23 protein-coding genes are annotated in these 18,417 nt (G+C 35.4%); 16 read left to right on the top strand and 7 right to left on the bottom strand.

Annotation, left to right across the window (positions count from 1 at the left end; translation table 11 throughout):
* Window positions 1–416: 416 nt before the first annotated feature.
* A complete protein-coding gene (locus F7732_RS16280; protein WP_151575059.1) occupies window positions 417–1,379 on the bottom strand; it encodes a helix-turn-helix transcriptional regulator in 963 nt (320 codons plus the stop codon).
* A 100-nt stretch (window positions 1,380–1,479) separates the two neighbouring features.
* Between F7732_RS16280 and F7732_RS16275 the strand changes: the two genes are divergently transcribed.
* A complete protein-coding gene (locus F7732_RS16275) occupies window positions 1,480–1,959 on the top strand; it encodes a GyrI-like domain-containing protein (protein WP_151575058.1) in 480 nt (159 codons plus the stop codon).
* A gap of 359 nt (window positions 1,960–2,318) precedes the next feature.
* A complete protein-coding gene (locus F7732_RS16270; protein ID WP_151575057.1) occupies window positions 2,319–3,233 on the top strand; it encodes an Mph(B) family macrolide 2'-phosphotransferase in 915 nt (304 codons plus the stop codon).
* A gap of 224 nt (window positions 3,234–3,457) precedes the next feature.
* Here F7732_RS16270 and F7732_RS16265 read toward each other — a convergent pair whose 3' ends face one another.
* The 3 genes from F7732_RS16265 to F7732_RS16255 all read right to left on the bottom strand — a co-directional run bounded on the left by F7732_RS16265 (window position 3,458) and on the right by F7732_RS16255 (window position 4,766).
* Complete coding sequence (locus F7732_RS16265) at window positions 3,458–3,931, bottom strand: DMT family transporter (RefSeq protein WP_066448771.1); 474 nt, start codon at window positions 3,929–3,931, stop codon at window positions 3,458–3,460.
* Window positions 3,932–3,944: 13 nt separating this feature from the next.
* Window positions 3,945–4,373 carry a DMT family transporter gene (locus F7732_RS16260; protein ID WP_066448768.1) on the bottom strand — a complete coding sequence of 143 codons (429 nt, stop codon included), beginning with the start codon at window positions 4,371–4,373 and terminating at the stop codon, window positions 3,945–3,947.
* Window positions 4,374–4,451: 78 nt separating this feature from the next.
* Window positions 4,452–4,766 (bottom strand): ArsR/SmtB family transcription factor, encoded by a 315-nt coding sequence (locus tag F7732_RS16255; RefSeq protein ID WP_066448763.1) that lies wholly within the window; start codon window positions 4,764–4,766, stop codon window positions 4,452–4,454.
* 226 nt (window positions 4,767–4,992) lie between these two features.
* On the opposite strand from F7732_RS16255, the gene F7732_RS16250 reads away from it, so the two are divergent.
* The 14 genes from F7732_RS16250 to F7732_RS16180 all read left to right on the top strand — a co-directional run bounded on the left by F7732_RS16250 (window position 4,993) and on the right by F7732_RS16180 (window position 15,287).
* The gene (locus F7732_RS16250) at window positions 4,993–5,271 is read left to right on the top strand and encodes an ArsR/SmtB family transcription factor (protein WP_151575136.1); all 279 of its coding nucleotides are present in this window, start codon (window positions 4,993–4,995) and stop codon (window positions 5,269–5,271) included.
* Between the two features lie 60 nt (window positions 5,272–5,331).
* Complete coding sequence (locus F7732_RS16245; RefSeq protein WP_151575056.1) at window positions 5,332–5,721, top strand: VOC family protein; 390 nt, start codon at window positions 5,332–5,334, stop codon at window positions 5,719–5,721.
* Window positions 5,722–5,732: 11 nt separating this feature from the next.
* Window positions 5,733–6,278 (top strand): hypothetical protein, encoded by a 546-nt coding sequence (locus F7732_RS16240; protein ID WP_151575055.1) that lies wholly within the window; start codon window positions 5,733–5,735, stop codon window positions 6,276–6,278.
* A 294-nt stretch (window positions 6,279–6,572) separates the two neighbouring features.
* A complete protein-coding gene (locus tag F7732_RS16235; protein WP_151575054.1) occupies window positions 6,573–6,920 on the top strand; it encodes a hypothetical protein in 348 nt (115 codons plus the stop codon).
* Window positions 6,921–6,971: 51 nt separating this feature from the next.
* On the top strand, window positions 6,972–7,202 hold the full coding sequence (locus F7732_RS16230) for a hypothetical protein (protein WP_151575053.1): 231 nt from the start codon (window positions 6,972–6,974) through the stop codon (window positions 7,200–7,202).
* A 141-nt stretch (window positions 7,203–7,343) separates the two neighbouring features.
* On the top strand, window positions 7,344–7,619 hold the full coding sequence (locus F7732_RS16225) for a hypothetical protein (RefSeq protein ID WP_151575052.1): 276 nt from the start codon (window positions 7,344–7,346) through the stop codon (window positions 7,617–7,619).
* Between the two features lie 179 nt (window positions 7,620–7,798).
* Window positions 7,799–8,083 carry a hypothetical protein gene (locus tag F7732_RS16220; protein WP_151575051.1) on the top strand — a complete coding sequence of 95 codons (285 nt, stop codon included), beginning with the start codon at window positions 7,799–7,801 and terminating at the stop codon, window positions 8,081–8,083.
* A 440-nt stretch (window positions 8,084–8,523) separates the two neighbouring features.
* Complete coding sequence (locus F7732_RS23285) at window positions 8,524–9,249, top strand: D-Ala-D-Ala carboxypeptidase family metallohydrolase (protein ID WP_205068219.1); 726 nt, start codon at window positions 8,524–8,526, stop codon at window positions 9,247–9,249.
* A 320-nt stretch (window positions 9,250–9,569) separates the two neighbouring features.
* Window positions 9,570–10,391, top strand: coding sequence for a nucleotidyltransferase domain-containing protein (locus F7732_RS16210; protein ID WP_240056660.1), 822 nt, complete (start codon window positions 9,570–9,572; stop codon window positions 10,389–10,391).
* A gap of 232 nt (window positions 10,392–10,623) precedes the next feature.
* Window positions 10,624–11,100 carry an SRPBCC domain-containing protein gene (locus F7732_RS16205; protein ID WP_151575050.1) on the top strand — a complete coding sequence of 159 codons (477 nt, stop codon included), beginning with the start codon at window positions 10,624–10,626 and terminating at the stop codon, window positions 11,098–11,100.
* Between the two features lie 314 nt (window positions 11,101–11,414).
* Complete coding sequence (locus tag F7732_RS16200; RefSeq protein ID WP_151575049.1) at window positions 11,415–11,870, top strand: GNAT family N-acetyltransferase; 456 nt, start codon at window positions 11,415–11,417, stop codon at window positions 11,868–11,870.
* Between the two features lie 128 nt (window positions 11,871–11,998).
* On the top strand, window positions 11,999–13,639 hold the full coding sequence (locus F7732_RS16195; RefSeq protein ID WP_240056659.1) for an ATP-binding protein: 1,641 nt from the start codon (window positions 11,999–12,001) through the stop codon (window positions 13,637–13,639).
* 200 nt (window positions 13,640–13,839) lie between these two features.
* Window positions 13,840–14,493: a pyridoxine/pyridoxamine 5'-phosphate oxidase gene (locus F7732_RS16185; protein WP_151575048.1), complete on the top strand. Its 654-nt coding sequence runs from the start codon at window positions 13,840–13,842 to the stop codon at window positions 14,491–14,493.
* A gap of 203 nt (window positions 14,494–14,696) precedes the next feature.
* Window positions 14,697–15,287, top strand: a complete 591-nt coding sequence (locus tag F7732_RS16180; protein ID WP_151575047.1) for a sugar O-acetyltransferase — start codon at window positions 14,697–14,699, stop codon at window positions 15,285–15,287.
* An 811-nt stretch (window positions 15,288–16,098) separates the two neighbouring features.
* Here F7732_RS16180 and F7732_RS16175 read toward each other — a convergent pair.
* The 3 genes from F7732_RS16175 to F7732_RS16165 are packed head-to-tail and all read right to left on the bottom strand — an operon-like array spanning window position 16,099 to window position 18,325.
* Complete coding sequence (locus F7732_RS16175) at window positions 16,099–17,349, bottom strand: FtsW/RodA/SpoVE family cell cycle protein (RefSeq protein ID WP_151575046.1); 1,251 nt, start codon at window positions 17,347–17,349, stop codon at window positions 16,099–16,101.
* The gene (locus F7732_RS16170) at window positions 17,346–17,777 is read right to left on the bottom strand and encodes a PadR family transcriptional regulator (protein ID WP_151575045.1); all 432 of its coding nucleotides are present in this window, start codon (window positions 17,775–17,777) and stop codon (window positions 17,346–17,348) included. The genes F7732_RS16175 and F7732_RS16170 overlap by 4 nt, the downstream gene beginning before the upstream one ends.
* A gap of 2 nt (window positions 17,778–17,779) precedes the next feature.
* Window positions 17,780–18,325, bottom strand: coding sequence for a sigma-70 family RNA polymerase sigma factor (locus F7732_RS16165; RefSeq protein ID WP_151575044.1), 546 nt, complete (start codon window positions 18,323–18,325; stop codon window positions 17,780–17,782).
* Window positions 18,326–18,417 lie beyond the last annotated feature (92 nt).

Genomic DNA, 18,417 nt, shown 5'->3' with positions numbered 1-18,417 from the left:
TCTTTCTAATCATTCGTTTTTTTATTTATAATTATAAAATATATTTTATTTACATGAGTGAAATGGAGCGGAGGGCCCTCGACTCCTGCGGGCTGCAGAGCAAAGGGTGAGACCCCGCAGGAACGAAGTGACGAGGAGGCTCAGCTTGCTCCCCGCGGAAAGCGAGGGTCCGCAGCGCAATGGAACGGTCTTGATTAAATACCGAAACTAAGATATTGAATATTCTTGTTTTAGAAATATTAATTTCGTTTTGTCCCAGCCTAATTTTAATTTTGGCAGGTTAAAATTGAAAACTGCTGCTTCCTCTTATGGGTATAAGCCCAATATGGCTTTGTGAATCCCTCCAAAAGCAGTCATAGCAAGCTTTGGCGCTGAATAAAAACCAGCAAATAACAAAACCATTAACTCGCAGCAGCTTATTTGAAGTATGCACATGATCTCTGTTGTAAACATTTTTTAATTTCATTTGGCACGATCTTGAACTTGATATCCTCACCAAGGAAAAGCAGCCAATTTGTTATATCTGACAATTCTTCGGGCATACTCACATTGATATGAGTTTTTAATATAGCTGTGGTTTGGTAGGGATTTGTATAAGCAAGTGAGAATTTTAGAGGGTGATATTTTCTAAACTGAGCAATTGCCTTTGGACCTAATTCAATGACAAGATTGTTTACTTCTTCCTGCTTCCTTAATTTTTCTAATACCTTTTTTTTATTTACTCTCTTTTTCATGGGACTTAATTCTACATTGGTGAGGTGGTCTACAAGAAAAATCTTCTTTCTCTCTTCTTTTAAGTCAAATCCCTCAATCTGCCAAAAATTCTTCTCACGATAGAGGTGCAAGAGATAAATCGGATACGAGCTTATTAAATTCCCTTCTTTGACGGTAACCAATAAATGCCGATCCAATAGCAGGATTTGGATGAGCTTTTCTAACATCGGATGAGGAAGGTCAGACAGGTCAAGCAGATCAGGATTATTTGGATTGGTGCCTTCAAAAAGCAAGATTTGATTTAAAAGGACAAGGTTCTCTTGTTGTGTCTCTGGAATGAGACCAAGTAATTTTTCAGCTAAAGACTGCCGGCTTTTTAGATAAGGAAGCTGTTGATTCCTTGATGCCATAAACGCAATAAAAAGAGCTTTAACCTCGTTATCAGTAAAACGAATAGAAGGAAGGACAAAATTGTTCATGACTGAATACCCTCCATCTCTTCCAACTTCAGCTTCAAGCGGCATTCCCATCTCTTCAATTTCTCTGATATCCCTAATTGCAGTCGAACGAGAAATGTTAAATTCCTGCATAATTTCAGAGATTGTAAAATAGGAGCGGTTATTGATATATCGCATGATGGTATTAATCCGTTCAACTTTCTTCATCGTGTCCTCCTAAACAGTATCATTTTTTGACATGATTTAACGCTATTATAAACGTAGCAAGACCAAATACAAATGGTTTATTTTAAAAGGAGGAATTATAATGGCAAATTATATTTTAGAAGAAAAGGACAGTTTTACCGTTTTAGGCATTGGTACAGAACTTAAGAGTGATTACACCGATTATGTAGGGATTAATAACGAAAAGGCAGAATTCTGGCAGTCAATCAATCAAGATGGAACGCTAGATAAACTAAAAAAGATCGCGGCAAATGATTACCTATTTGTCGTTAACGAAGCAGTGAATAACAAAATGATGCATTATGCTGGCGTGATGACAGAGGCGTCATTGCCAGAGGCATCCAGACTCATTGAATTTCCTAAAGGTGAGTACATTGTTGTTAAAGGCGAAGCAAATACAGACCAAGAGTTGAGTAATCTGCTCACTGGTATAGCGTTTGGGGAAGTTTTGATGGAAGTAACAGATGTATCCTATGTTGGTGGCCCGAATGCAGCGGTTGTGATGGGACAGAAAGATGGAGTAGTATTTGGTGAAATGTGGATTCCGGTTGTTAGGAAGTAGGATCTAGGGGACAGGTTCCTTGATCCAAATATTTTTTAAGGGACAGCTCCCTTGGCTCTCTCTGTTAAGATAGAATGAAATGCTAACCTGTTTTTTTACCATAAATAAATATAATCTAAATGAAGGTTTTCCTATTAATAGGGAGCCTTTTTTTTGCCGCTAAATTGGCAGGTTAAGGAAACAAGAAGGAATCATTTCCTGCATAACGAATTAAACTATTATGGCTAAGTTTCTAGGTGATCGTCCGAACCTAATAATAAATCTTATTGGTAGGGCGGTTTGTAAATGGTAATCTACCATATGAAGTCATCTAATTATAAGAATTTTTCCATTGAAAAAGCTTTAGGGAGTGATTTTAAATGACGATAGATATTAAACAAGTGATTGAAGTAACGAAAAAGCATCATCTTTTATTAAAGGAAGAAACGATGAAGGTTAATGAATCAGGGTTAGATTTTCAAGTGGTTTTTGCGCAAGATGAGAATGGGACGGAATGGGTCCTAAGATTGCCGAGGCGGGAAGATGTAATGCCTAGAACAAAGGCAGAAAAACAAGCATTAGATTTGGTGAATCAGTATGCTGATTCTTTCCAATCACCTAACTGGATTATTTACACAAATGAGCTAATTGCTTACAGGAAGCTGGAAGGGGTGCCAGCAGGAACGATTGATCATAATATCGGCAATTATGTTTGGGAGATTGATGTTAACAATGTTCCAGAATCCTTCCATCAATCTCTTGGCAGAGTATTAGCTGAGCTCCATAGCATACCGAGTGATAAAGCCAGAGAGCTTGACCTAATCGTGCACACACCCGAAGAAGCAAGAATGTCAATGAAGCAGCGAATGTTGAAGGTGAAAGAAACGTTTGGTGTGGGGGACGACTTATGGCACAGATGGCAGGCATGGTTGAATGATGACGATATGTGGCCGAAGAAGACTGGTCTAATCCATGGGGATGTGCATGCCGGCCATATGATGATTGATAAAGATGCGAATGTGACCGGATTGATCGATTGGACTGAAGCTAAAGTGACAGATATTTCAAATGACTTTGTTTTCAATTATAAAGCTTTTGGAGAAGAAGGGTTAGATGCACTAATTCTTGCCTATAAGGAAGCAGGCGGTTATTACTGGCCGAAGATGAAAGAGCATGTTATTGAACTTGACGCAGCTTATTCAGTTTCACTCGCTGAGTTTGCATTAGTTTCAGGCTTAGAGGAATATGAACAGATGGCAAAGGAAGCGCTAGGAGTGAAAAAAGACAGAGGCTGACACTTAAGTATTTAACACGATCGCAGAAGCAATGGTTTGGAAGTGAAACTAATCATTCGTTGTTTGATTTGTTAATTTAAAAACTTTTTGAAAAGGAGTATTTGCAGCGCAATGAAACGGGCTAGTATCCATGTAGTATTCACATAAAATGAAAAGAAGCCAATCTACCTAATTAGGAAGATTGGCTTCTTTTGCATTGACCAATGTTTGCAGTTTTATATTCATTAAATAGTTTTTGTATTGGTTTCTATGTTTAAGCGTTTATTCCCTTTATAAATAAAATACAGGGAAATCAACATAAATAATAGAGCAAAGGCACGTTTCAGATCAAATTCTATAACTAAACTATTGAACCATCCAAAATGATCGATAATAATTCCAATGATCAGCTGCCCAGCAATACCAGCAATATTGGCTGCAATTACGCCAATTTTAGGTACTGCCATTATAGTGAGAAGCAAATACATGGTGCCCAAGAAAGCTGCACTTAATTGCCATTTTGGCGCATCTAAAAGGGCCAAAATATTTCCGCTGCCAAAAAATAAAATGAGAATTGTAAGAAACATTGTACCTGTGAGGAATGTTAAGAATGTTGTTTCAATTGTTCCAGCTTTTTGACTAAGTGTTCCATTGATTGATGATTGAGCGCTTAAAGTAATACCGCCAATCAGGGTAAATAAAATCATAAAAAAGCCCATAATTGCAGACCTCCTAGTTTATTAATATAAGTGCGATAATCATTGAAATAACGGCGAAAACTTTTTCCTTATTTATCCTGTTTTTCTTGCTGCCAAGCCAGCCAAAATGCTCAATAATCATACTCATGGCTAATTGTCCGATAATAACAGCAACCATTGTGATCCCCACACCAACAAATGGAACACTCACAACAATGGAGGTTAAATATACGACACCTAAGGCACCTCCAAGTAATGACCATTTTGGTGCTTCAAGTGTGTAAGTAAGTCTTCCCTTACCAAAAAAAAGCCAGATCAGCCCCATGATAATTGAACCCATAAAGAAGTTATAAAAACTTGTTTCCAGTTTCCCAATGGTCTTGCCCAGTTCAGCATAAATGCCTCCTTCAAAGCTAAGTGCTGCTCCAGCTAATAGGGCCAGGAAGTAGAATATAATACGCATAAATAAATCTCCTTTTCTAAATAATTATATATCTAGAAATATAGATATATTACTTCAAAAAAAGAAATCCAACCTAAATTAGATCTCTGTTTTAAAATATTTAGCTAACTCTTGAATAAATTCTTCATTACGTCTGTAGTATGTCCATTGCCCATGTCGAATCGATTCAAGTAAACCAGCTTTTTGCATCATGTTTAGGTAACTGGATACTGTTGATTGAGATATTTGAGCTTTTTCTTGAATATCCCCAACACAAACTCCGCCTTTATAACTTACATCCTTTGGCAGATGAGCACCTTGTTTGGGAAAATTCTTCTCTGGTTCCTTTAACCATTCTAAGATCTTGAGCCTAGTTTCATTTGATAACGCCTTGAATACATTAATCGGTTCCATGTGTGTAATTATATATCTGGATTTTTCGATATGTCAAGTGAAGTCAAATCAAGTTAAAGGAAATGCTATCATGAGAAATCCATGCTGCCCCACGATGAGCTTACTCATTAGAAAATACAAAAAATACCGATTTTTGAGGTACAGCCGTTTTAATCCAGTTATTATTACGCAACTTTTTAGTTGCCTCTACTTGACGAGCAACTATAAGGTTGCATATAATACATCTATGAATTGGGATAAAGACGCTATATTTAAAGCACTAAGTGATCCGACTAGGCGAGTTATACTAGACGAGCTTTCTGAACGTGACGAATTAACTTTATATGACCTTACCACACGGCTTATTATGAAGCACAACCTTACCATTACACGACAGGCGATAGCAAAACACCTTTCTGCATTGGAAGCAGCTGGGCTTGTTATGTCAAAGCGAAATGGTAAATTTCGAGTGCTTATTTTTAACAGGGAACCACTCAAAGATTTGCTGAAAGGCTGGGTAGAATAAGTTTTAATTAATGATTATTGTTTAAGACTTTACTGTGGAAATACTAAGGGAGGATTCAAAATGTTAAACATCATTATTACCAGTATATTTGTAGAAGACCAGGACAAAGCATTAAAATTTTATACAGAAACTTTAGGATTTATGAAAAAGCATGATGTTCCTTCAGGAGCACATAGGTGGATCACTCTTGTTTCTTCAGATAAAGAAGAAGCAACTGAGCTTTTACTTGAACCGAATGTACACCCTGCCGCAAAAGAATATCAGCAGAAATTGATGGACGATGGCATACCAGTAACCATGTTCGGGGTTGCAGATATTCAAAAAGAGTATAACCGATTAGTGGAAAAAGGCGTGCGGTTTACGATGGCGCCAACAAAAATGGGCGAAATCCAAATAGCTGTCTTCAACGATACTTGCGGCAACCTTATTCAGATCATACAGCAAGTTTAGGCGGTGTGAAAATGGATAGTCAAATGAAGCTGGAGTTTGAAAAATCTAAATTAGGCGATAAAGATGAGCGTTATGAAGCTTATCACAACATTTTAAAGGCAACTGATCAAGTAGTGGATTGGGCGTATGATGTATGGAATCAACTAATAGAGGATCTGACGCATAAAGATCCTCATCAGCGCTCGCGTGCAGCACAATATCTAGCCAATCTGGCTAAAAGCGATCCAGAGATGAGAATATTGAAAGATCTCCCTAAGCTGTGGGAAGTAACAAAAGATGAAAAGTTCGTAACAGCTAGACATAGCCTCCAGTCGATCTGGAAGGTAGGGATTGCAGGTTCTCCCCAAAAAGAAATGGTTATGACATTTATGGTCGACCGTTTTAAAAATGGAACTGACGAAAAGAATTACACTTTAATTCGTAATGATATTCTTCAAAATATGAGATACCTATATGAACATTTTAATGACGAACAGATCAAACAAACCGCTATGGATTTAATTGATACAGTAGACGACAAAAAGTACAATAAAAAGTACAAGGATATATGGAAATAGAGTTGCGAATTTAGCTGAAGACGTGAATGTCTTCAGCTTTTTTATTTTTCACTTAAAACTATTATACTTTTTAAAACCAACAGGATGCATTTGATGCCCAGTATAAAGATAGGAGGATTTGACCCATAAAAAGGAGAATGTATATGGAAAATAAATGAAATAACACTTTGGTTTATTTTGTGTTTAAGGAATGTATTTTGAGATTGAAGAGTTTAAAGGAACTGAATTGACCCGTTCCTTTAAACTAAACTCAGATGTGTTTCGTATATAGTAATTCAATAAGAGGTGATCAATATGTACTGGGAGACACTGCCAAGTTGGATATGGGTTATTTACTACCTATTTTTACTTCTAACTTTAGGAACAGGCATTTTAAATGTAATTCGAAAAAGAATGATAAGTGTATCGATTTTGGCCATTTGCCTTGTTATTACTGTTCCGGTGATTAGTTTGGTGAATAGTATAGGCAGAGCGAAAGGAGTTAATGAACTTGAACACTTAGTTGCTCAACTTCAACAAGGTGCCATCTGGTCTATCTACACTGTTACAGGTACTCTATTCCTATTTGTATTTTGGATTTTGCTGTTCATTAAAAATAAAGAACGTAACCCCCGCAAAGGATCTAATTACAAATATAGCTAAAAGGAAATGACATAAATATAAGACGGAGAAATATTGTATGGAGGAGTTAAAATGTTTAATAAAAAGTATGATACTAAAGATAATGCTTATGCAGAAATTCTAATGGCCGGTCAATCTCTTTCATTTAAACTAGACAAAACAGAAACCATTAGACTGCTGAAAAACTTAGAAGAAGCCGCATACGATTTTAAGAAATTGGATTCTATAAAAATATTTCATGTTGATGGCAGATTAAAGTCGGTCATTAACCCATTACAAATCTCTCGGATTTGGTTTTCCTAGTTTTTTGCTTATCGTTCAAAAAGAATCCTCTCTGAGCAGAATTAAATAACAAAGGTTATCTCTGATTCATTCAGCTAAACTAGTTTGTATTTTCCATAAGTAGGGCCAATTAATTAAATAAATATGAAGGGTGTCTTAGAATTGGATTTTGTTATCCTGTCATTTTCTTTTATCGTTTCGACTATTGTGTCTGTTCTAATATTAAAAAATACAAAGAGTAAATGGAAAAGCAGGTTATCAGCATTTATTATAAATACATTCATCTTAGCGACATCAACATGGTTGTTATATATTACAGATGAGGAAGCAAAAATGTTTGGATACGTGCATGTTGTCTTGGTAGTTGCGATTCCAATCATATCCTGGATTAACTTTATAATCCTAGAGGTTAGTAAATATAAAAAATGGATTGCATGAAGATATGTCTATACTAAAGATATTCGCTATAATTCAGGCAAAATTGCAGCAAAGGAAACCTTTTCTTGAAAATTGAAACAAGATTAGAAAAATTAACGTCTAATATAATAATACCAATAATAGGATGAAGCAAATTGGTATGATCACAGGACATGAATAAAAATATATGGAGGTTACCTATGTGGATAATATTAGGCGTTATAGCTATAACAGCAACTTTTATAAACCTTTATCTATATAAAGCAGGAAAGGATTATAAACTTGCGATGGCTATGGGATTATCATTCACTGCATTAACGCTCTGTGCAGAATACAGTCTTGTATCTCGGTGGGTAAAAGTGGAAGATTGGGCAGCTTTAGCGGATGTTGTACCTGGTATGGAAAGGGCATTATGGTTTTTGACAGTTGTTTCTATTTTACTTAATATAGCACCTATATTTTTAGAATTAAGAAGGAAGAAATAAAATAATTAGAGTAAGCTGGCTAGTAGTTTTGGCTATATATGGAGATGGAAAAGCATTTAGATAGTCCTTATGGAGATTGGTCAAAGGATAAAATTTTGGCTTGTCTTCTAAAATCAGGACAGTTATCGAAAGTAAAATCTTTAAATCGTCAATAAGTAAGAGAGTTGAACCTATTCCTCTAGTAAAATAGTATTTTCTTCTAAATCAATATTTTCTACAAATGCTGATAAACTCCCGTATAAGGGATGAGTAATAATACACTAAAATAGTCTAATCTAATAGAGAAATGTCGAATGACTAGGGAGAAAAGCGCCAAATTGAAAAAGTAAAAACTGCTCATTCAGGTTTTGTTTTTTTCCTTTAATATAAATGATAGAAAGCAACTGCATCCTTTGATAGAAACCACCTACTTAAAATCTTATTAAAGGAGATTGATAGTGATGGTTAAGATGATGAAGAGGACGTTAGGGACATTAAGTTTGGCATTTGTATTATCATTGGCATTTTTAGTCGTTACTGAAACAGATGCACAGGCGTATTCATGGACAAGGACTTTAAGTGAAGGAACGAGTGGAGCAGATGTACGTGAATTGCAAATAAGAGTTGCAGGCTGGGCCGCTGATTCTGCCAGTCAAACGTATGTTGCAGTCGACGGTCAATTTGGTCCGGCAACAACTGCAGCAGTAAAAAGGTTTCAGCGAGCTTATGGATTGGGGGCAGATGGAATTGTTGGCCCGGCAACCCAAGCGAAACTGAATGATTTAGAAAGCTCAAATGGCACAAAGCATTTCAGCTACAGTGAATTTCATTCAAAAGACGGCAGCGGCTTTAAAGGCGGAAAGGTTTCAGAAGCAACGGTGAGGGAGAATGTCCGCCGCCTTATGTATAAGCTGGAAGCAATCCGAGTAAAAGCGGGTAATAAACCTATAACGATTAATTCAGGTTTCCGCAGCGTTTCTCATAACAGCAATGTTGGTGGAGCCTCAAATAGTCAGCATATGTACGGTATAGCAGCAGACATTAATATTTCAGGAGTATCTACAAATACAGCGAAAAATTATGCAAAAACGTCGGGTTTCAGCGGAATGTATAATGAAAGCAGCTTTGCCCATTTAGACAGCAGAGTTGAGTATTCATATGGATCTCAACAATGGTGGTGGAATTAATATGTATATCCGATCCGCATCTTTTAGGATGCGGGTCTTTTTGTGCGATGTGCAGTCGCATCGAATGCGGACTCAGCAGCACCCTTCATTTTCGGTATAGTATGTATGGGTAAGCCAAATGCCATAAAAATGTGCGTATGGTTTCATAAGGGGGAAACTAAAAGGCACCCATTACTGGTGCTGAATTGAACCTACTCGTATAGGAATGGTAAAACCTTCATAATGCATTATCTAAACTCTAATCACGTATTTATTTAACAAGTGGGCAAATGCCGCCCGCGTTTTCTTGATGTTAGAATTAGGGAAATACTGATGAAAAGGTGTTGATTGAAATTAAAATAAGGAATTTACATGCAGGATATGGACTAGATCCTAATGGATTTATTGTAAGCGATGTGAGCAAGGACAAAATTGATGAAGTCTATATGACTTGCATTCAAGAAGCTATCGTGAGTCTGAAGAGTTTTTTTCTTCAACAATTGCATAGTGTTTATGTGTACGGCAGTGTAGCAAGAGGAGAAGCGATATTAAAAAAATCAGATTTAGATCTTATTGCTATGTTTGACGGCAATCTGAGCTCCGCTAAGTTGGATGAATTAAAGAAAATCAATAATGAACTTTCTCAGAAGTATCGTTCCCTATTTCGTGATGTTGGTATAGCTGCAGCATATTACCACTATACGCTTGACCCTTCTAATTATTACGAAAATGCATTTCTTAAGGAAATCTGTGTTTGTGTGTATGGAGAGGATTTAGGAGAACGATTTGGTCCGTATAAGCTTACATCAGAGATAGCAATCCGTTTTAATGGTGATATTAATGAAGCTCTAAATCGGACGTTAAAAAGGTTAGAAACAGCTTCCAAAGATGAATTTAAAACTTATACACAAGGCTTCGCTCGTAAACTTATTCGAACATACTATTCAATGGTAATGGTACGTTCTCAGATTTGGACGACACGTCTTCACGAACAGTGTGAGGTCTTTATTCACCACTTCCCAGGAAAAGAATCAATTATTCGTACACTGCTAAATTGGATAGATGAACCTCCCACGGACCGAGAGGCTGTGTATGAGTTGTTTAAAAGTGAGGGGGAATGGGCTAGTGCAAACTTTTCTAATGAAGCGAAAATTCCTTATTAAAGAAACTGAGGCTTTCCTTAAATAATGGAAGTCTCTTTGTAAAGCTAAAGGGACAGGACTTTTGAAGAAGGAATTATTTAAACACATGTGGAAGTAATGGTAGAAACCCAGGTTAAATAAATAAGTCTATCTAAAAAATATCTGACAGTAAAAGAAAATTTAATTTAGTATTTTTATGTGTCGAAAATGAAAAATGTCGCTTCGATGACTAAAGGCCAAAGGAGGCTTTATTATGAGCAATGTGTTTAGTGATAATAGAACAGATACAGCTTCGAGAGTCATTATGGCAGAACCAAAAACTATCTATCAGGCATTTCTAAATCCAAAATCATTAGTATTATGGCTTCCACCTAAAGGCATGTCAGGTCAGATTTCCAATTTTGACCCACGTGAAGGTGAAACTTACAATATGACACTTATCTATGAAGAAGACCAGCTATCATCTGGAAAAACTTCGGAAAACACTGATATATACCAAGGGAAGTTTTTAGAGTTGGTCCCTTACAAACGGATTGTACAATTAGTAATATTTGATTCTGAATCCCCGGACTTCATGGGTGAAATGATACAGAAGTGGCTTTTAGAATCCATTCCAGGAGGCACAAGAGTGACTGTTATTTGTAAAAATGTTCCTAAAGGAATACGCAAAGAAGATCATGTCCTCGGTTTAAAATCAACACTGGAGAATCTGGCTATTTTTGTTGAATAATTGCTGTACTAATCATAAAGACAGCTTTTTCCTTTATGAGTCCTTCAATTATAATTAAACTAAACATATAGATAGAACTTTCACTATGTTTAAGGTAATGGATGAACACTCAAAAGATAAATTAGACTCGTTTAGCTTTAAGAGCGATTTAGTGATAAAACTTAAGAGCAAAATCTAGGCTGTCAATACGGCAGCTTATTCTTTTTGTGCAGACGGGCAGTTTAGTTAAATAAGGGCTGTTATTTTATTATTCATAATTTCAATTTCATGGTATTTTAATATAACGTTACCATACCGTTAATGGGGGAAAAAAGATGATAATTAGAGAATTTAAGGAAAAAGATAAATTGCATATAAAAGAGCTATCAAAGAGATTCAGTGATTTTAACTTTATGAATTATAGGGATAAAAATTTGATGGAAAAAAAGCAAGTTGAATTAGCTAATGCAGCTATTGAAAAAAACAAGGCAAATATTTTCGTTGCTGAGGAAAATGAAGAATTTATGGGTTATATTGAACTCGCTATACAAGAGGATTTCTTTACAGGTGAAAAGCAGGGCTATATATCCTCGATAGCGGTATTACCTGGTGGTGAAGGGAAGGGTATTGGAAAAAAATTAATGAAAAAAGCAGAAGAATGGACATCCGAACAAGGGTTAAAAGTGATCGTGTTAGACGTTTTTAAAAATAATCAAAGAGCTGTAGGTTTTTATGAAGTGCTTGGATATCAACAGGAAATTGTTAAAATGACAAAAGAAATAAGTAAGTAAAATTATAAACCTCTTGGGTTTAACCAATCATGTAGCTTAATCTAATTCTGCAAAAGGGGCAGAATGACCGATATCAGCCATATGGAAAAATTGAATGATGTACAATGTAATTGTAGATGGGGGTTTAGATGATAATAGAATCAATAAGTGAGCAGATATATAATTCACACCAAAGATGCCTTAATAATAAAATGAATCCTTATGACTTTCCGGATCTTAAAGATAGATTGCTTGATATTGAGCTGGAACAAAAGAAGAAGATACTTGATGAGACCATATCCGTCGCAAGAACATTTATGACGAGACTAATAGCTGAATTAAATGGAACAGCTGTTTTAATTGCTATCACTGATGATGAAGGATACCTAATAGAATTGTACGGAGATGAAATGATGAAGTCGCAAATCGAATCATTAGGTTTATCTCCCGGAATCAAATTAAAGGAAGAAGAGGCAGGTACAAATAGTATTGAAATGGCGTTAAAGATGGGGCAATCTGTCCAACTTATTGGTTCGGACCATTTCTTTCATTGTTTACATGAAAGTGCTTGTTTCTCTGTTCCCTTTTTTTCTTTAGGAAAGATAAGCGGTACTATTTCGGTAATGATGGCTGCTCAACAAGCAAGTTCTTTCCATTCTGGATTACTGCAGTCTGCCGTCGATTCTATAGAACGAGAGGTTAGAGTAAAGCAGCAGAATCAGAAATTACTAGTCTTGAATCAAGTGCTTATGGAAAACAGTCGAAACGGAGTCATTTTGGCCAATGAGAACGGAAAAATAGTTGAAATTAATCCTTTTGCTGAGAAAGTATTATCTTGTGAAAAAGAAGAAATATGTAATCGTCATATTACAGAATTAGAAGTGATCGGTGGCTATATGGAAAATGTTTTGAGAGGATATAAAAAATATGAAGATATTGAAGTGTCACTATCAAATAAAACATATTTATTTGATTCATTTCCAATTTATAATGAATCCAATCAACTAAATGGAGTATTTGGCCAGTTTAGAGATATTACAGAAAGACTCGTTTTAGAAAGACAACTTATGCTAAGTGAGAAATTATCCGCAATAGGAAAAATTAGTGCAGGAATTGCACATGAGATAAGAAATCCCCTTACCTCTATCATAGGATTGCTGCAAGTCCTTAAAGAGAATAGAAGAACAGATAACGATAAGCAGAACGAATATTTTAGAATCATCTTCAGTGAATTAGAAAGAATAAAAAACCTAGTTGAACAATTTGTGATGATGGCTAAACCTGATTCAAAAGAAGTCTCAAAAGCAAGAGTGAGCCTCCATGAACTTTTTAAAGATATCTTGACGTTAATGGATAATGATTTTAAAAATAAAAACATTAAGGTTCATTATCAAGCTTTTTATAAAGAAAAGATTAGTGGAGATAAGGATAAAATCAAACAAGTTTTCCTTAACATTCTGCAAAATTCCTTTGATGCCATCGATTATGATGGGAATATATCAATTGAGATCAATCAGAGTAAAACTGATAATGGGATTGAAATTACGGTCAGTGATGATGGAACGGGAATGGATAAAGATACTCTAAATAAACTATTTACTCCTTTTCATACAACGAAAAAAGACGGGTTAGGTTTAGGGTTATCGATGAGCTATGATATTATTGAGCTGCATAATGGTAGAATAAAAGTAGAAAGTGAGAATGGAGTTGGGACAACCTTTACAATATGGTTGCCACAAGCTAAACCTCAATTTGGTAATATGACTTTCAATATAAAGAGGACAAAATAACATGTAAAATGAAAAAGATACTTTGATTGTCTCTTCCTCGATGGCGGTGGTATAGAGATAGGAAACAATGTATTATTTGGTCCGAGGGTAGGGATATATACATCCAATCATGCTGTAGATTCTCAAGAAAGAGCTAATGGAGCTTGTTTTGCCAAGATACCTTTGTTTGAACACTAAAATTAGATAAAAGGAGTATACATATGAAGGATATCCAAAAGTTACTAAGAAACCTTAAATCTTTGGAGGGCCCATATCTCAAATTTGACCCTAAAAATGTACCTTCAAATCCCATTGAGCTCTTTCAAGAATGGTTTCATATTGCTATTAAAAATGGAGTTCATGAGCCTCACGCTATGACACTCTCTACCATCAACAAATTAGGACATCCTGACGCAAGAGTACTAATTTTAAAAGATATAGATGAAGATGGATGGTACTTTGCTTCAAGTTCAAACAGTATGAAGGGACAACAATTAAAGGTGACTCCAAATGTTTCTTTAACTTTTTATTGGTCTTTAATTGGCAGGCAGGTTCGAATAAGAGGAACATCATTGAAGGTAGGAAAAGAGCGAAGTGCAAAGGATTTTTTAGAAAGAGGCAAACTTGCTCGAGCCATTGCTCTTGTAGGAAAACAAAGTAAAGTTTTAGCCGATAGTAAAGAATTAGATGAATTATTAATAAAACAAATGGAGCGAATGAAAAGTGAAGCTGATATAGTAGACCCTCACTGGTGTTTATATAAAGTCACAGCAAGTGAGGTGGAGTTTTGGCAAGGAGATAGGGAAAGAAAGCATACACGCCTATTGTATCGAAAGGAAAATAACAAATGGATTCAAGAACTCTTATGGCCATAGTTTTTTAAAACGGGTTCTGATATTCAAGATCAGCTGCCGAATTAGGCGGCTTTTCTTCTGGAAAAAACAGCTCGCAGAGATGGTAAGCATCTATCGCATCTGTCTTTACTTTCTGAAGACTTGAACTTTTTGCCTTATGATCGTTAAGTTTTTAAAAAGGTGTTTATTATAAACGATATCACATTTTAATTGGGGGTAATCTAATGAACTTGGAAGAACAACGGAAATTTATTCTATCTGGTAAAATGTATAACGATCTGACTCCAGAATTAGTCAAAGCAAGAGAAAAAGCAGTTTTCCTTACAAATGAATACAATAATAGTTTCGGCAAACCACAGCAAGAAAGAGTAGACATATTAAAAAAGTTGTTTAAGAGTACGGGAAATCAAGTTCATCTTGAACCAACTTTTAGATGTGAATTTGGCTATAATATTTCAGTAGGCGATAATTTTTATGCCAATTTTGATTGTATCATGTTGGACGGTGAAGAGATTAATATTGGAAATAATGTGTTATTTGGACCTAGGGTAGGGATTTATACTGCTAACCATGCAATAGATTTTAAAGAAAGAATAGCTGGAGGTTGCTACGCTAAACCTGTGAACATCGGCAATAATGTTTGGATAGGTGCAGGGGTTCATATTAATCAAGGCGTTACAATAGGAGATAATACTATTATTGGTTCGGGTAGTGTAGTTACAAAAGATGTTCCACCTAATGTAATAGCAGCAGGTGTACCTTGTAAGGTAATAAGAGAAATTAATGAAAAGGATAGAACTGGGTTTGAAGTTTAGTCTTTAAATTTAAGCAGCAACAGTAAATTTACTAACCAATAGGATAAGTGTTAAAGGGATCGCTGCGGCGGTCTTTTTTCAATTTTATATTAAGAATGTAAATCACCACACTTAAACAAAAGGAGGGCTTATATTCGTTCAACTGCCAATTCAGGCTGCTTTTCTTATGTGACTAATGGGGCAGGTTTGGCAGGTTTGTTGAATAAGTAAAATGGAAATAAAGGTGTTTTTGTGTTGTAACTATTTTTAATAAAAAGGGAGCTTGTAATTTGAATTATATAAAAAACAATAACTTTCAATTTTCTCGATTTTATTATTACTAAAGAAAATATCATAAATAATTATTAACCTAAAGCAGGATCTTATACAGTTTTGAATTTTGATGGAAAGTAGCTACTTTGCTATAACAACTGGCGTAGACAATGGGAACTACCAGCTGTAGTTAGAAAAAGTAACGAAACACTGAAGGAATGTGTCATAAGAAATCTTAATGAGGAAACAGGACCATATGTAACTAATTTAGAATTCAAATGTTTATTAAAGTGTTTTAGCATAATAAAGTTGTTTAGAAATGACAATGCCAGATATGGATGTATTCAACCTAACTGTCAGGGGGATGCAACGGTTCAAATGAATATTGACCTAAGCAGTTAACTTGTTCCCATCCAAAGGAGAAATTCGAGATGTAATGATAGTTTTGTTTTTGTGGAAAAGTAAGGCTTAAATAGAAATCAGCCTGTATCAAAGATTATTTTAATCTAAGATACAAGCTTTCAATTTCCATATGTGCTGGTATCGGTTATACACTAAATTAATTTACCACTGTAGATTCTACAATATCTTTTCTTCGATAAACGTTCAGAATAAGGCCTAGTAGTGCAGAGTAAACTAGCAGCATGCTTCCTCCATAGCTAATAAATGGCAGGGGGACTACCATGATTGGGACTATACCAAGACCCATTAGAATGTTCCAACAAGCGGGAACAATAAATAATGCAGCCCCTCCGATTGCTAATAATCTGCCGAATAAATCCTTTGTTTTAAATGCATTTAATGAAATCCGCAAAATAAATACAAAGAGGAGTAGACAAAGGATAATTCCGAATGCCCAGCCAAGAGAATAAACGAGAAATGGGAATACAAAATCTGTATGTGCTTCAGGGAGCTTTAGATCATTGTAAAGTCCCTTGCCGAACCACCCAGCCTCTGAAAGGATATCTTTCAATGGTATGAGTGTATCAGAGAGAGAACTATGAGAGAAATTAAGGATCATCGTACTAATGAGAATGATACCTATAAGCAAATTACCCACGGCTACTTTATTGGCAAAATGTTTATGAACATTAGAAAAAACATGCATCACTAATACACAAAAAAAGTATATTATACTAAACATAAAGTGTGGGAGCATGATGTAGAGAAGGACCGGAGTCCAAATTAGGAATAATAGCATTCCTTGTTTCTTCCAACCCTTAAACTCATTGATTTTGGAAAAAATGCCTGCCAAAGCTAATATAAATAAAAATAAGGATATAGCTGGACCATCAATCGTAATACCCCCGAAAGAAATCCATCTTTTTGCTCCGGTAAGCTCAATGCCAGCTAAAAAAGTTGTGAAAAGCAGGATTAAGCCACCTCCATAAAAATACATCCATAAATTTTTCAGTTTCCTGTAATCAAAGAATAGAAATCCTATGAGAGCAAGAATAGCAAGGACAAGCCAGACTACTTGGTTTTTCATAAAAGAAAGGCTGGGTACTGATAAGCCACCAATCAGTGGCAAAAAACTAATGCCTGCAAGAATGACAAATAAAACAATAAGGAGCCAATCCATTCTCGGTTTATGAAGATGATTCATGTTTTTACCAACGGTAGAGGGATCTCCCATTTCCTGCATTGCCTTTTTATCCGCATCATTTATAGATAATCCTCTCTCTTGAAAGGATTGGCTTAGCTCCTCCATATGATTACTAAGCTCCTTTTTGATCATACTGTGAGCTTCCTTGGATTTCACTTTAGAGATTACTTTACTTAAATATTCCTCAAATTTAGAAGAACTCATAAAGAAGCCTCCTCAATTAGATCTTTCAGTGATGCGCATTGTTTAGAACCTATATGTTCCCAAGCAGCTACATATTTTTTTCCTTTCCTAGTTAGGGAATAGTATTTCCTATCTTCAATCCATTTTGAAGTAATGATTTTCTTATTTTCAAGTAAATGTAAAAGGATATAAAGCTGTCCTTCATTGCTTTTGAAGCTAAGCTCATTTTTTCGAAATAGTTTAGTGGAGATATCGTACCCATGCTTTGCTCCGTCTTGCAGTGAATCTAATATATTTTTAAGGGTTTCTTCTTTCCAATAATGAAGTTTTAGGTGAGATTGTTTCCTGCGGATCGTTTCTTTCACCGCATTTTTTCTATCCTCGGAAAAAGAAAGACCTGCAAAATCTTTTTTTATAGAATTTTTTAAGTTATAGAATGGATCGCCCATGATTAAACCTCCTTTTTCATCTTGTTCTTTAATAATTCTCTGGCATGCTTTAATCTAGTTTTTAATGTATTACTATTTACACCCGTAATCTTGCTGATATTTGCTATAGAAAGCTCCTCATAATAATGTAAAAAAGCAACTTCCCTATATTTTACTGGTAAATCCATAACAGCATTTGTTAAACTGTTTGCTACATTTCTTGAGATTATTTCCTCTTCAACATGTTTTAACTTGGATGGGATATGGTCCCAAATTTTATCGCTGAATTTTATTTTGCGATAATGCCAACTGCGCAAGTAATCCTTACAATGATTAATGGCAATTCGATATAGCCACGTTTTTATTGATGACTTATTATTAAACTGACCTAGTTTTTCATAGCACTTAATAAATATCTCTTGCGTTAAATCCTCAGCTGTCGTTCGATTCTTTACATATGAAAAAACAAGATGCAGTACATCATCGCTGTAGGTATCCATTAATTGGCCGATAATTTGTTCAGTATCTTCTATGCTGTTAACATTTATTGCTATTTCTTCATCAGCCATCTAAGTTTCACCCCTTTCAACATTTTAGACGGAGCAAGCATCATGTTGGTTTGGAAAAGTTTCAGGGAATATTTATGTTTATATTGGAATTG

The sequence above is a fragment of the Bacillus mesophilum genome, from assembly GCF_008923265.1.
GTDB lineage: Bacteria > Bacillota > Bacilli > Bacillales > Cytobacillaceae > Cytobacillus > Cytobacillus mesophilum.
Note: the sequence above shows the minus strand (reverse complement) of the source record. Positions and strands in the feature narration are given on the sequence as shown.